The organism is Geoglobus sp. (assembly GCF_054018175.1).
Genome location: NZ_JBPLZQ010000114.1, coordinates 1 through 12468, shown reverse-complemented (window position 1 = coordinate 12468; position 12468 = coordinate 1). Strand labels below are relative to the sequence as shown.

At 52.2% G+C, this 12468-nt stretch carries 15 protein-coding genes and 3 pseudogenes; 10 read left to right on the top strand and 8 right to left on the bottom strand.

The genetic code is table 11. The annotated features are described in order from the left end of the window. Positions 1 to 165 precede the first annotated feature (165 nt). Positions 166 to 480 (top strand): hypothetical protein, encoded by a 315-nt coding sequence (locus ACXJJC_RS09140; RefSeq protein WP_456371200.1) that lies wholly within the window; start codon positions 166 to 168, stop codon positions 478 to 480. Positions 481 to 493: 13 nt separating this feature from the next. Here ACXJJC_RS09140 and ACXJJC_RS09135 read toward each other — a convergent pair whose 3' ends face one another. After that, positions 494 to 793 carry a hypothetical protein gene (locus ACXJJC_RS09135; protein ID WP_456371198.1) on the bottom strand — a complete coding sequence of 100 codons (300 nt, stop codon included), beginning with the start codon at positions 791 to 793 and terminating at the stop codon, positions 494 to 496. After that, positions 790 to 3042, bottom strand: a pseudogene (locus ACXJJC_RS09130) (penicillin acylase family protein). Before ACXJJC_RS09130 ends, ACXJJC_RS09135 begins: the two are co-directional and overlap by 4 nt. Positions 3043 to 3213: 171 nt before the next feature. On the opposite strand from ACXJJC_RS09130, the gene ACXJJC_RS09125 reads away from it, so the two are divergent. From ACXJJC_RS09125 to ACXJJC_RS09115, 3 genes are read left to right on the top strand one after another with little or no spacing between them, the layout of a single operon-like run. Continuing rightward, complete coding sequence (locus ACXJJC_RS09125; protein WP_456371196.1) at positions 3214 to 3828, top strand: biotin transporter BioY; 615 nt, start codon at positions 3214 to 3216, stop codon at positions 3826 to 3828. An 11-nt stretch (positions 3829 to 3839) separates the two neighbouring features. Continuing rightward, entirely contained in the window at positions 3840 to 4922 is a 1083-nt protein-coding gene (locus ACXJJC_RS09120) for an ATP-binding cassette domain-containing protein (protein ID WP_456371194.1), read from the top strand. Then, positions 4919 to 5575, top strand: a complete 657-nt coding sequence (locus ACXJJC_RS09115; protein WP_456371186.1) for an energy-coupling factor transporter transmembrane component T family protein — start codon at positions 4919 to 4921, stop codon at positions 5573 to 5575. Before ACXJJC_RS09120 ends, ACXJJC_RS09115 begins: the two co-directional genes overlap by 4 nt. Here ACXJJC_RS09115 and ACXJJC_RS09110 read toward each other — a convergent pair. After that, complete coding sequence (locus ACXJJC_RS09110) at positions 5508 to 6464, bottom strand: MBL fold metallo-hydrolase (RefSeq protein ID WP_456371185.1); 957 nt, start codon at positions 6462 to 6464, stop codon at positions 5508 to 5510. The genes ACXJJC_RS09115 and ACXJJC_RS09110 overlap by 68 nt on opposite strands. A gap of 39 nt (positions 6465 to 6503) precedes the next feature. Between ACXJJC_RS09110 and ACXJJC_RS09105 the strand changes: the two genes are divergently transcribed. From ACXJJC_RS09105 to rnhB, 4 genes are all read left to right on the top strand, one after another. Beyond that, positions 6504 to 7802: a signal recognition particle protein Srp54 gene (locus ACXJJC_RS09105; protein WP_456371183.1), complete on the top strand. Its 1299-nt coding sequence runs from the start codon at positions 6504 to 6506 to the stop codon at positions 7800 to 7802. Positions 7803 to 7869: 67 nt separating this feature from the next. Beyond that, positions 7870 to 8169: a ribbon-helix-helix domain-containing protein gene (locus ACXJJC_RS09100; protein WP_456371181.1), complete on the top strand. Its 300-nt coding sequence runs from the start codon at positions 7870 to 7872 to the stop codon at positions 8167 to 8169. Then, positions 8160 to 8546, top strand: a complete 387-nt coding sequence (locus ACXJJC_RS09095; RefSeq protein ID WP_456371179.1) for a clan AA aspartic protease — start codon at positions 8160 to 8162, stop codon at positions 8544 to 8546. The genes ACXJJC_RS09100 and ACXJJC_RS09095 overlap by 10 nt, the downstream gene beginning before the upstream one ends. Positions 8547 to 8591: 45 nt before the next feature. Continuing rightward, positions 8592 to 9227, top strand: a complete 636-nt coding sequence (gene rnhB, locus ACXJJC_RS09090) for a ribonuclease HII (RefSeq protein ID WP_456371177.1) — start codon at positions 8592 to 8594, stop codon at positions 9225 to 9227. A gap of 24 nt (positions 9228 to 9251) precedes the next feature. On the opposite strand, the gene ACXJJC_RS09085 is transcribed toward rnhB, so the two are convergent. Next, complete coding sequence (locus tag ACXJJC_RS09085; RefSeq protein WP_456371175.1) at positions 9252 to 9584, bottom strand: PIN domain-containing protein; 333 nt, start codon at positions 9582 to 9584, stop codon at positions 9252 to 9254. Beyond that, the gene (locus ACXJJC_RS09080) at positions 9581 to 9826 is read right to left on the bottom strand and encodes a hypothetical protein (protein WP_456371174.1); all 246 of its coding nucleotides are present in this window, start codon (positions 9824 to 9826) and stop codon (positions 9581 to 9583) included. The genes ACXJJC_RS09085 and ACXJJC_RS09080 overlap by 4 nt, the downstream gene beginning before the upstream one ends. A gap of 90 nt (positions 9827 to 9916) precedes the next feature. Between ACXJJC_RS09080 and ACXJJC_RS09075 the strand changes: the two are divergent. Continuing rightward, positions 9917 to 11371: pseudogene (locus ACXJJC_RS09075) on the top strand (menaquinone biosynthesis decarboxylase). Here ACXJJC_RS09075 and ACXJJC_RS09070 read toward each other — a convergent pair. From ACXJJC_RS09070 to ACXJJC_RS09060, 3 genes are read right to left on the bottom strand one after another with little or no spacing between them, the layout of a single operon-like run. Further along, the gene (locus ACXJJC_RS09070) at positions 11368 to 11655 is read right to left on the bottom strand and encodes a hypothetical protein (protein WP_456371172.1); all 288 of its coding nucleotides are present in this window, start codon (positions 11653 to 11655) and stop codon (positions 11368 to 11370) included. The pseudogene ACXJJC_RS09075 and the gene ACXJJC_RS09070 sit on opposite strands and share 4 nt — an antisense overlap. Next, positions 11642 to 11821, bottom strand: coding sequence for a hypothetical protein (locus ACXJJC_RS09065; RefSeq protein ID WP_456371170.1), 180 nt, complete (start codon positions 11819 to 11821; stop codon positions 11642 to 11644). The genes ACXJJC_RS09070 and ACXJJC_RS09065 overlap by 14 nt, the downstream gene beginning before the upstream one ends. Positions 11822 to 11854: 33 nt before the next feature. Continuing rightward, complete coding sequence (locus ACXJJC_RS09060; RefSeq protein ID WP_456371168.1) at positions 11855 to 12145, bottom strand: hypothetical protein; 291 nt, start codon at positions 12143 to 12145, stop codon at positions 11855 to 11857. A gap of 109 nt (positions 12146 to 12254) precedes the next feature. On the opposite strand from ACXJJC_RS09060, the pseudogene ACXJJC_RS09055 reads away from it, so the two are divergent. Continuing rightward, a pseudogene (locus ACXJJC_RS09055) lies at positions 12255 to 12468 on the top strand (DMT family transporter); the annotation flags it as partial.

Genomic DNA, 12468 nt, shown 5'->3' with positions numbered 1-12468 from the left:
GCTCTTCAGGTTTCCTGCACCGTAGTTGATTATTGCGATCACGTAGCACCAGTTTTCCGGTACTGATTTAAACCTTTTCATGAACTCCCCAGGGTTGTCCGGCCTATTTAAGCGGGAGAAAAATCACGCAAACAATAAATACAAGCTGTGTTCACCTTACCGTGAATGATGAGCCTCGAAGATGAATCCTCGCATGAGGCGGAGAAGGTATGCTGCAGCATCTTTCAGAGGTTTACCGTTGACGAGCTGATGAGACTCGTGAGAGAGAACCAGGAGGACGTTTACATCCTCCTTCACAGGGAGGACAGGGATTTCGTGGACATCTACGTCGGGAAGAACAACAAGGACTTCGGGGAATTCATAGCAATCCCTCTGCCGAAGAGGTTTGCGGTTCTCGAGCCCGACAGGGACTATTTTGAGGTAACGCTCAGGGCCAATGTTGCACTCGCGCTGAGGGGCGAGAAGGATTTTCACGCGTAAAAAATTGAAGAATTCAGTATTCGAGTTCGAACGATGACGCAAGCCCGGCGACGGCTCCGAGTACAACAGCGAAGAAAATGCTCAGATTGAAGAGAGTTCCAGTCTGTGCTGCCTTGTCGTAAATGCCTGCGCTCGACAGGTACATGACGAACGCCAGCCACACGATAAGTCCTCCGACTGCCCCAAACGCCAGCTTGGTTTTTATTGACCTTCCGTAAAAGGATAGCCCGAACCCTGCCACGCACATGCCTATCCAGTGAAACGCTGATACTGCCACGCCGAGTACAAAAACCGGGAGTGCGAACCTCTTCATCCTCCCACCTCCGTGACTATGTACCTGCAGTCCCTCCACATCTCAAGCTGATCGTCGTAGTGCTTAGAGAAGTAGTTGCCGGAGTTTCCTCCCGGAATGACTCCATACATTATCGCCTTTGTGTTGTCGAACGTGGTTATCATCCTCCAGCTGCTGCCGGCCTGGTCCGGCTTGTAGCTGTACCTGAAGTTGTAAACCGTGTACTTTGAGCCGTTCATCTCGAGAACCGGGTAGTTCAGGAACAGCACCTTGGGCGAGAAGGGGTGCACGACAACGAGCCTGTTTATGTCTCCGTACCTCTCGTAGCCGTTCTTCTCAATTCTCTCAACGGCCCTGTCCATTGCCCTCGCGATTATGTCCCACTTGGTCTCCTTTTCTGGAGTTCTGATGTCGTCGAACCATTTGCTGTTCTCGTCGAGGTTCTGGAGCACCCAGAGCTTGGGATACTCGTCCCTGCCAAGTCCGGCCTTGCTGAACTCGTCGTAGAATGTCTCGTTCATGTACTCGTCGAGGAACACCGAGAACACGAGTGCGGCCTTGGAGTCGTGAGTCATTCTGTAGTCCCAGTTCAGGAGCTCACTGACGTACGGCCTTACCCTGTCTGAAAACGGAATCCTATCCAGGTTCTCCTTTATATCCCCGACAATGAACTCGGCCGGCTTGGAGTACACGTCCTTCTGCATCTCGATGAAGTCCTCAACCGTCAGCTTCTTCCCGCTTCTGACCTTCTCTTCGAGCATCTCGTATATTCTCATTCCCCTGTACGGGTCGGCAAAGTACCCGCTGTCCCCGAGGTAGTACTTGAAGTTGTATACCGGCCTCTGGTTTGCGGTCGCCACGAAGTCGGGGTTTAGTAGGTGAGGTATCTCCTCGAACGGCACGAAACCCTCCCAGGTTGATATTCCGTAGGGCTTGAACCCCCTCCACTCTCCGTCTCCTCTGCTCCCGTTGAATATCACGTTTCCGGCAACCGGTTCTCCATCTACGTATCTTATCGGGTACTTCCCTGCCGGATAGTATGCCGTGTTTCCGTATCTGTCAATGATCACGAAGTTCTGGGCAGGAACGTAGAACCACCTGAGGGCGTCTATGGCTCCACTGACGTTTCTGGCCTTGTTGAGACCGAATATTGCTTTCAGCTCTGTGGTTGCCGAAAGCCCGGTCCATGCAACGGCAACCCTCACACCGTATTTGTCTATGAGCGGTCCGTGGATGGTCTTCTCCACCACAACCTTTTTCTCCTTGATGCCCTCGTCCGTCAGCATCCTGAGGGTCTTTGTTTCTTTCTGAACCTCGAGCCACTTCCCCTTGTAGAGGTACCTGTCCCCGTCGAACCTGTAGGTGTAGAAGTCTATGACGTCTGCTCCCACGTTGGTGACTCCCCAGGATACGTACCTGTTCTGTCCGATGACGATGACAGGTATTCCGGGGAACGTCACACCCCACACCTCGAAGTCCCCTGCTTTCAGGTGCATTCTGTACCAGACTGGTGGAACGCGGAGGCTGAGGTGCGGATCGTTTGCCAGAATGGGCTTTCCGCTGGCCGTGTACTTCCCTGAGATCAGCCAGTTGTTTGAACCAGCGTTTTCGTCTCTCTCGAAGTTTTTGAGCCAGTCAAGGAGGCTCCTGTTAATGTTGGGTATGTTCTGGTAGATTATCGGGTAGCTGTGGTTGAGCTCATCTGGATACAGCTCTCTGGCTTCGGGAAGCTTTTTCAGTATGTACGCCCTTTCGAGGTCCCAGAAGTCTCCCGTAAGCCCCCACGCGATGAGCTTGTTCACGAGGAACGTGTCAACGGGAGTCCAGGGGTCTGGTCTGTAGTTGAGCAGTTTGAACTCTATGGGTAGCTCTCCGCTGCCGATGTAGTCGTTCACGCCGTCGCAGTATGCCTTCAGCAGGGGTGCGAACTCAGAGTTCTCGAAGTACTTCCATGTGGCCTCAGCAGCCGAGACGAAGTCCATCTTTATGTAGAACTCATCCGTTTCGTTGAGCGACTCTCCGAACACCTAGGAAAGCTCGCCCCTCATCAGCCTTCTTTGAAGATCCATCTGGAACAGCCTGTCCTTTGCCTGCACGTATCCAGTGGCGTAGAACAGGCTTTCCATGTTCTCCGCAGTTATTGTTGGATTTCCGTAGTCGTCGTACTCTATCCTCGCCTTTCCGTACGGCGTGTTCAGCTCAATGCTCTGGAAGTCGCTGTACTTCCAGAACTTTCCGAAGGGTGAGAAGAGGTCCAGGTACAGGGTCATCGGCGTTACGATTATCATGAGCAGAGCTATCGAGAGGAGGGCAACGAACTGTCCCCTCCTGAGCGGTGGCAGTCTCATGAAAGTTATATCTCGGCCTTAGATATATACTTTTTGATAAATCGTGACAGATTTACCGCAACGCCTTTAAACAACTTTGTTAACCAGTTTCGCATGAAGGTTAACGAGAGCAGGGAGCTGTACAGACTAAGCCTGGCCACAGTGATGGCCGCCGTTACAGCTTTGTCGGCCCAGGTGAGCTTCAAGGTAGGACCAGTCCCATACACCATGCAGAACTTCGCCGTAATGCTGTCGGGATTTCTTCTCGGCCCCGTATATGGATTCCTTAGCCAGCTCATCTATCTCGGAATGATAGCAATTGGTCTGCCTTTTGCCGCCGGAGGTGGCGGAATAGGGGTGTTTTTCGGTCACACCGCCGGATTCCTCATTGCTTTTCCAGTATCTGCGTTCCTTGCAGGTCTGTTCGCGAGAAAGCTCGGAAGCAGGACTGTTGCCCTGTGGCTCTCAACGCTGATTGCTGCAGTGCCGATCTACCTGCTTGGATTTGCCGTCTTCTACAGGTTCGCGGTCGGGAATGCTGGTTTATCTGCGTGGGCACAGAGCGCGGTAGAGATGTTCGGAATTCCCGCATGGTCGTTCACGTTCGTGATCTTCGCTGCGACGGTGCTCATCTACATCCCACAGGATATGCTCGTCGATCACCTGCTGGCAGTGGTGGTTTACAGGTACGTGAGAGATCTGCTCGTCCAGAAGGGGATGGAACTCTGATAGAGTTTAAAGTGGAGAGATACACGTACCCGAATGGAGTTCCTGCGATCTCTCGAATGGAGGGAGTCATAGAGGACAGCTGCTTCATCTCTGGAGCGACGGGAAGTGGAAAGAGCACGCTGCTCAGAACCTTCAACGGAATGATCCCAGAGTTCTACGGCGGGGAGTTCGCTGGCAGGGTTAGGGTTTTCGGCGAGCAGCCATCTCCCCGGACTGCCTACCTCGTCATGCAGAATCCGGCCGAGCAGGTGAGCTGCCTGAGGGTGGAGGACGAGCTCGTCTTTCCGGCAGTTCAGCTTGGTGCGAGCGTGAGGGATGCGAGGATAAACGCGAGGGAGCTTGCCGAAGAGATGGGTCTGGCACACCTCCTGGACAGGATGACGTTCGAGCTCTCCACGGGGGAGCTCCAGATGGTGGAGATACTCTCGGCCATGCTTTCCGGCAGGAGGGTGATTCTCATGGACGAACCCTTCGCTCACCTGAGCAGGAGAAATGTGGAGAGGCTGCTGAGGATCCTTGAGGACACATTCGTCGTCGTATCCGACCACCGCATCGAGTTCTCAGCCCGATTCCCTGAGAGGCTGGATCTGGGGATGGAAGTTGAAGAGTTCCCAGAGGTTCGTGGAGATGTGGGTGACGTGGTCTTTCAGGGCTCTGTTGTTCTCAGGGAGAGGGAGCTGGTTGCGGTTGTCGGGGACAACGGATCTGGAAAGACGACGCTGCTCATGAGGGTTGCGCGGGAGATGCGAGGGCAGGGAATTGACCACGGAATCTCCCTGCAGAACCCCAGCTACCACCTGACATCCAGAACGGTTATGGAAGAGGTGAAAAGTCGCGAGCTCATCCGGGACTTCGGGCTTGAGGGTCTGGAGGACAGGCATCCGCAGTCGCTGAGCCAGGGTCAGATGAGGAGGGTGAGCCTGGCGAGAGCGTTCAGACACGACATCCTCCTTCTGGACGAGCCTACCGCCGGGCAGGACGTGAACTTCAGGAACAGGCTCGTCTATCTGCTCAGGAAGCACAGAAAGACAGCACTCATAGCAACTCACGATGAGAACCTCGCAGAGAAGTGCGACAGGGTGGTGGAGCTTTGATCCTCGACAGCCTTGTAAGGGGCCTGAGGGAGGGCGACTTAGAGGGGAGGTGTTCCCTCCTGTCGGCAGTTCTTCTTTCCCTGAGCATTCACACCTCCGGTTTCAGTCCCGTTTACTCCCTTTCAGCGATAGCGGTCTCGACGTACTTCTCCTCCGGAAGGAACCTGAGGCTGATTCTCGCAATGTTGCCTTTTCTACTCCTCGTCCTGATTTCGGGCGCGTTCTTCAGCTTCGAGTACTCTCTCTCGTCCTCACTGGCCTTTGCAGGTATAATTTCCGCTGGAGCGATCGTCTACTCGTCAAGCGTGTCCGAGCTTGGGGGTGCGATGGTATTCTTCAGAGTGCCCGAGAGGTTCGTCGTGGTGGTTCAGATGGCCGTCGCAACACTTCCGCTTCTCGCAAACGACCTGAAAAACGTGTGGCTCGTCACTGAGGGCAGGGGGCTGGAGAGGTACGCGGTGGCCATGAAGGCGTTCATCTCCACAGCGGTTCTGAGGGCACTGAACATGGCCGAGGCACTCTACTCGAAGTCCTTCAGCTACCGCGCAGTTTTTGCGATCCGAAGGCCGGACGGAAAGAGTCTCCTCATGCTCGGAGTATCTCTTCTTTTATTCCTCTCCACACTTCCTCGAGCTCTCTCTCTTCTGCCGTGACCCTGTACCTTCCGTCATCTCTCTTCTCGAGAAATCCCCTGCTGGCGAGGAAGTCGACCTGGGCAATGGTCTCGGACATTATCAGGAAAAGCTGCGTCATGTCATCGAAGAGCGTCGTGGCGATTTCGAATGCGGTCTTGCCCTCAGCCACGTCAAGAACCTGAAAGCTCCTGCTCTCGAAGCTCGTTACGTACTCCTCAATCACCCTCCTGTGATCGTTTATGGTACTTCTGTGCCCCGGGTAAACCCTGCTCACCTCGAGCCGGTAGAGCTTCCTCAGTGTGTCTAAGTACTGCTCGAGGACGGGCATCCTCTCAATCTCGTTCGTCGGCTCTATGACCGGGTTGGGAGTTATGCCGTTCAGCAGTATGTCTCCCGAGAAGAGCGACCCGCTCTCCCTGTGGTAGAGTGCTATGTGGCCGTATGAGTGTCCTGGAACGTGGATTACCTCGAGAATGTCTCCGTTTGCCCTTATCCTGTCGCCGACCTTTCCACAGCACGTGCAGGGCTCCACGAGTCCGGCGTACTTCTTCTCTGCTCTTTCCATCATTCTCTCCGCAAGCACCTCTGGCATGCCCTCGAGGCTGAAGTGCGCATAGACGAGCTCGAAGTACCTTTTCTCGGCATCGTAGAGCTTGTAGCACGCGTTCTCGTGGGCCATCACATTCCTGAAGAGGTATGCCGAGCCGAAGTGGTCGGCGTGGGGGTGAGAGATCACGAGCCTGGCACTTTCGAAGTCGAGGTTCACCTCGTCAAGCGCCCTTTTCAGCATGTCTACTGACTGGGGAAGATTTATTCCAGAATCGAAAACAACTTCCCTGTTTATTATGTAAACGTTAGTTTCTCCAGCGGGATACGGGTTGAAGACCTTTGCAGTTCTCACTTCCATCTAAGGAAAATTTATAACCTGACATATTAACCTTACCTCATGGCTCTTGACGCTCTCAAGGACGTTGTCAGAAAAATCGCAAGATCATCCTCAATTGATAAACATCTCGTTGATGAGGTCGTTAAGGACATTCAGAGGGCTTTGATCAGGGCTGATGTTAACGTAAGGCAGGTCAAGGAGATAACCGATGCGATCAGGAAAAGAGCCCTGAGCGATGAACCCCTGAAGAGCCTGAACCCGAGGGAGCACATCATCAAGATCGTTTACGAAGAGCTGCTGAAGGGGGTCGGAGAGGGCCTTGAGATCCCCCTCGAAAAGGCCAGAATTATGCTCGTCGGTCTGCAGGGGAGCGGAAAGACAACAACGACCGCAAAGCTTGCCAAGTACTTCAAGGACAGGGGAATGAAGACCGCCGTTATAGCTGCAGATACCTGGAGGCCCGCTGCCTACGACCAGCTAAAACAGCTTGCAGAAACCATCGGCGTTGGATTTTATGGGGACAGGAATGAGAAGGATGCCGTCAAGATTGTCAGGAACGGGCTTGAGGAGCTGAAGGACTACGACATGATAATAATCGACACCGCAGGAAGACATGCGCTCGAGGATGAGCTGATCAGGGAGATGATCGAGATCGAGAAGGTTGCAAAGCCTGACTACAAGTTTCTGGTGCTCGACGCTGCAATAGGCCAGCTCGCCTCCAAGCAGGCACAGGCTTTCCACGATGCGATAGGCATAGACGGGATAATCATAACGAAGTTCGACGGAACCGCCAAGGGTGGAGGTGCCCTATCGGCAGCGAGGCAGATTCAGATACCCATAGCATTCATTGGCTCTGGAGAGAGGGTTGACGACCTCGATCGCTTCGATCCTGCCGGCTTTATCTCGAGACTGCTTGGAATGGGGGACATAAAGGCTCTGCTCGAGAAGATAGAGCGGATAACTCAGGAGGAGGAGCTCGACCCGGAGAAGTTCCTCAAGGGGGAGTTCACGCTGAAGGACGTTTACAAGCAGATTGAGGCGATGAACAAGATGGGGCCGATAAGGAAGATATTCGAAATGCTCCCCCTGGGCATGTCGGTGAAGGTTGACGATGACGCCCTGGAAATGACTCAGGAGAAGATGAAGAGGTTCAGGGTGATAATGGACTCGATGACTGAAGAGGAGCTGCTGAATCCTAAAATCATAGATGGTTCGAGGATAAGGCGCATCGCCATCGGCAGCGGGACGTCCCCGCAGGAGGTCAAGGAGCTGCTGAAGTACTACAACACCATGAAGAGCCTGATGAAGAGGATGAAGAAGGGCAGGCTGCCGATAAAGGGGCTGAAGATGGGGTTCTGAAGGCTTTCTAACCTTATTTTTTCTGCTTCGAAAATATTTAAGTATTAATTAAACGCTACTTAATTACGTGGGCACGATAACCATATCGCTGAACGATGAAATTGAGAGAAAGCTGAGAGAACATGCAAGAGATGGGGGCAAGGGAGCACTGTCCAGAGTCATAGAGCAGGCTCTCAGGCTTTACTTCTCGAAGATTGAAGAATACAAAATTGTTTTCAGAGCTTTTAAAGGAGATGAGCAGGTTGCAGAGGCGGAAAATCTGGAAGAGCTGGCAGAAATTCTTAAGGCAAAGAACATAGACCCGAGGGAGGTCACCATTCTGTCCTCAAAGCCGGTGAAGCCCGTGGTGAGGAGAGGATGGAGATAGTGGATGGCACACCGCTGATCGAGATCCGCATAGAAAACCCGCTGCTTTCCATGTCGTTTCCTGAAGATGGCAGCGTTCTTGCACTGATTGACACGGGATTCGAGGGATTTGCAATAGTCCCTGAAGATGTGTTCAGAAGTGCCGGTTTCAGCGAACTCAGGCTTGTGGAGCGAAATCTGCTGATGCCGGACAGGCGAGTCGTGAAGTCCACTGGAGCATTTGGCAGGATTGTCGTGACTTCCCTCAGCACCTACAGGGATGGGTTTATTGAAACGTCGGAAAATGTTGAGGAGGTTGTTCTGGGGGCCGAATTTCTCAGAGGGTTCAGAATAACTCTCGATTACTGCACCGCATCGATTTCCATCAGCCAGTGCTGAGTGCCTGCAATAGCTTTATCTTCCATCGCATCAGAACATTCCAGAATGATAATTGCGGGAATTGACGAGGCAGGAAAGGGTCCGGTTATTGGCCCGCTCGTGGTTTGCGGTGTTGCGTGTGATGAAAAGCTGTTGAAAAAGCTCGTTGATCTTGGAGTCCGGGACTCAAAGAAGCTAACGCCGAAAAGGAGAAAGGAGATCGCTGAGGAGCTGAAAAAAGTTGTGAAATGGGAAGCTGTAGTTATTCAGCCAGCAGAACTCGACAGGATGATGGAGGACAGGACAGTAAATGAGATCCTGAAGGAACCATGTGCCAGAATCATATCCGGGCTCAATCCGGATGTGGCATTAGTGGACAGCTTTGACGTCAGGCATGAGAGGCTTGCGGAAGAGCTTGAAAGGCTGACCGGAAAGAAGGTTGTTGCGAAGCATTATGGTGAAGAAGAGCCTGTTGTTGCTGCTGCCTCGATAATTGCCAAATGCCTCAGAGATGAGATGGTTGAAAGGCTGAAGGAGAAATACGGAGATTTCGGGAGCGGATATGCTTCGGACGAAAGGACAAGGAAGTGGCTGGAGGAGAGGCTGAAAAACGGTGAGGTTCCGGATATAGTTCGAAGGAAGTGGAAGACCGTTGACAGGATGATGAATGGTTTGAAGCAGAAGAGCCTGCATGAGTTCTGAGCCAGTTCTCTGCCGATTTGGTCGTCAGAGTATTTCGACAGTTAGGTCCGACACTTCACTGATTTCCGAAAAGTCACTATCCTTGGTTACCAGTTTTTCACCTCTGTTGATGCATATTGCGGCTATTAGCAGGTCAGGCACAGATTTCGGCTTGCCAATTTTTCTCATGAGCCTTTGAAGTTTTATTGCAAGGACTTGGTCTTCTGGCGTTATTGTGTAGATTTTGCCCTTTAGACCTTTGTAATTCAGGATTGGTGGGAACTCCATGGCGGTGACGATTGTTATGTTTTCTGGGATTTCCTCGCCGTTTTTATACCTCTCTATGGCGATACTGGTGTCGATTACTGTGTTGATCACCGTTTGATCCTCTCCCTGGCTCTGTTCCTGATCTCTTTAAGCTTTTTCAGTTCATCTTCGAGATCCACATCCTCTGAAGAGGCAAGCATGTTCAGAAGGTCTTTTGACACAGATCCGCTAATCATTTCATCGAAAGTCATCTTAGCAATAAGTTCAGCCGTAATTCTTTCTTTAATTTCCGGATTTTTTCGGATCAGCTCTTCGAGTTCATCGGGGACCTCAATCATGATCTGTTTTGGCATGTTAGTGTGTTGGCTTTTAAAACTTATAAAACTTGGCCAAGCCTTTGTCGTGTGGCAAGTTTTTTAATTGAACTGGCCTAAAATTCGACCATGGCCTACGAAGATCTCAGGGAGTTCATTGCCAGGCTCGAGCAGGAGGGCGAGCTGGCGAGGATAACGCGTGAGGTTAGCGTTGAGCTTGAAATCACCGAGATTGCTGACAGGGCGGTCAAGCAGGGTGGAAAGGCTCTGCTTTTCGAGAACCCGAAGGGCTATAGCATTCCTGTTTTGATAAACGCATTTGCGAGCGATAAGCGCGTCAGGCTCGCCCTTGAGACTGAAAGGCTCGAGAGCATCGGAGAAAAGCTTGTGGAGCTTGCGAGGATGAAGCCCGAGTCGGTCCTCGATGGCCTCAAAGCATTATCCTCGGCAAAGGACCTGGTGAGCTTTATCCCGAAGAAGGTGAGGAATGGACCTGTGAAGGAAGTCGTGGATCACAATCCCAACCTGCTGAAATTCCCGATTCTGAAGTGCTGGCCTCAGGATGGCGGGAGGTTCATAACGTTTCCCGTCGTAATCACCAGGGACCCTGAGACAGATGTGCTAAACGCGGGAATGTAAAGGATGCAGGTTTTTGATGAAAAGACCACGGGCATGCACTGGCAGATTCACAAGCACGGGGCGCTGCACTACAAAAAGCTGAAGGAGATGGGGGTGGACAAACTTGAGGTTGCCGTCGCAATTGGCGTTGACCCTGCAACGCTCTACTCTGCAACCGCACCGCTGCCGGAGAACATGAGCGAGTTCATGCTCGCGGGCTTCATCAGGAAGAAAAGGCTGAAGATGGTTGATTGCGAGACTGTGGACCTGCAGGTCCCAGCAACGGCAGAAATCGTGCTCGAGGGCTACGTGAAGCTCGATGAATTCAGGACTGAGGGACCTTTCGGTGACCACACCGGCTACTACACGCCGGCAGAGCCGTATCCCGTGTTTCATGTTGAATGCGTAACCCACCGCGAGAACCCGATTTATCATGCTACAGTGGTCGGAAAACCACCAATGGAGGACGCGTGGCTCGGGAAAGCCACGGAGAGAATATTCCTGCCCATGATAAAGATGATCCACCCTGACATCGTGGACATCAACCTTCCGATCTCGGCTACGTTCCACAATCTGGCCATAGTCTCGATAAAGAAGCGCTATCCGGGGCACGCGAGGAAGGTCATGTTCTCGATATGGGGCACGGGAATGCTAAGCCTGACGAAGGTTGTGATTGTTGTGGACGATGATGTGAATGTGCACGACATGAATGAGGTGATGTGGGCCGTTACGAGCAGGTTTGACCCTGCGAGAGATGTGGTCGTCATTCCAGACTCACCCCTCGACAGCCTTGATCATGCCTCGTACAAACCAAACCTTGGAGGAAAGCTGGGTATTGATGCGACGAAGAAGTGGAAGGAGGAGGGCTACGAGAGGGAGTGGCCCGACGTGGTTGAGATGGATGAGGATACGAGGAAGAAGGTTGATGGCTACTGGGATGAGATTAGGAGGCTGATATTCGGCTAAAACTTCTTCAGCCTGTATGTTACAAGGAACCCTTCATCATCTTCCCCGTAGTCCACTATCTCCGCATAGACCTCCTGAACCACGTCTTCGAAGTCGTCCTCGTATCCTGCATACCTCGCGACAGCTTCTGGCACGTGGTGTCGGTTGAACACCTCGGTTTCTTCCCTGAACTTGAGCAGCTCGGTGAACCTGATCTTTTCGCTTTTGTAGCCATTCTTCTCAATCCACCTCTTTATGTACGGGCAGGAAATGAGAATTTCGTCGAATCTCTCAGCATACTTCAATGCGAACTCCACTAACTGTCCGGCATATTCCTGTCCACCGAATCCCTCTGCGGGTGAGCGTGTCTATCAGGTAGATTCCGCTCTCTTCAGCCTCGTAGTTCAGCCACGAAACAGTCCTGCCATCAACCTTCAGGATGGTTCTCCGATCGGAAATCTCAAAATTCATGCCGGAATTTTGCCAGAATCGTAAAAGAAATTTCTACTTCCTTGTCATCCTGATTACTCTTCCTATCTCCCTCGCAAGGTCTCCGTTGAATACGATCTTCACCGAGCTGTCCCTGCTTTTCACAACGAGCTCGATCCACTCGTCTCCTGCCTCACCCCTCACGGAGTTTATCTCGAGCTTCTCCATCTCGTTGCACCAGCTCACGTAGGTTTCGGGATTGGAGGACCTTATTTCCACGGAGACGAAAGGGATGTCCCAGTCCTCACCCCTCGCGAGCTCCTTAGCGTAGCTGTGGAGCCTTTCTCTCACTATCACGCACTTCACCCCGAAAGCTCGTCGTTGCTAATAAAATACCTTTTCTGGTTTTGTTAAGGCTTTCAAAATCACCGGAGAGGGCCATGGTTTTTAAGCAATCCCGCAAAAGTTATGGCCAATGATAAACTACCTCCTCCTGATCATCGCGGTTATGGCGGTCTCTTCAGCCTCAATACTCGCGGTTCTTGCCGGTGCTCCCGGAACGGTTGCGAGCTTCTGGAGGTTTCTGATCTCCTCCATTCTAATGCTCGCGATCTACAGGGTCTTTCCCACCAGAAAAGTGATGAGGTACTCTTTCGTCTCCGGCTTTGCCCTCGCACTGCACATGTCTG

Bases quoted from the DNA above. Each gene is read 5' to 3' on its own strand.
- ACXJJC_RS09140 (WP_456371200.1), top strand. From the start codon at position 166: ATGATGAGCCTCGAAGATGAATCCTCGCATGAGGCGGAGAAGGTATGC.
- ACXJJC_RS09135 (WP_456371198.1), bottom strand. From the start codon at position 793: ATGAAGAGGTTCGCACTCCCGGTTTTTGTACTCGGCGTGGCAGTATCA.
- ACXJJC_RS09125 (WP_456371196.1), top strand. From the start codon at position 3,214: ATGAAGGTTAACGAGAGCAGGGAGCTGTACAGACTAAGCCTGGCCACA.
- ACXJJC_RS09110 (WP_456371185.1), bottom strand. From the start codon at position 6,464: ATGGAAGTGAGAACTGCAAAGGTCTTCAACCCGTATCCCGCTGGAGAA.
- ACXJJC_RS09105 (WP_456371183.1), top strand. From the start codon at position 6,504: ATGGCTCTTGACGCTCTCAAGGACGTTGTCAGAAAAATCGCAAGATCA.
- ACXJJC_RS09095 (WP_456371179.1), top strand. From the start codon at position 8,160: ATGGAGATAGTGGATGGCACACCGCTGATCGAGATCCGCATAGAAAAC.
- rnhB (WP_456371177.1), top strand. From the start codon at position 8,592: ATGATAATTGCGGGAATTGACGAGGCAGGAAAGGGTCCGGTTATTGGC.
- ACXJJC_RS09080 (WP_456371174.1), bottom strand. From the start codon at position 9,826: ATGCCAAAACAGATCATGATTGAGGTCCCCGATGAACTCGAAGAGCTG.
- ACXJJC_RS09065 (WP_456371170.1), bottom strand. From the start codon at position 11,821: ATGAATTTTGAGATTTCCGATCGGAGAACCATCCTGAAGGTTGATGGC.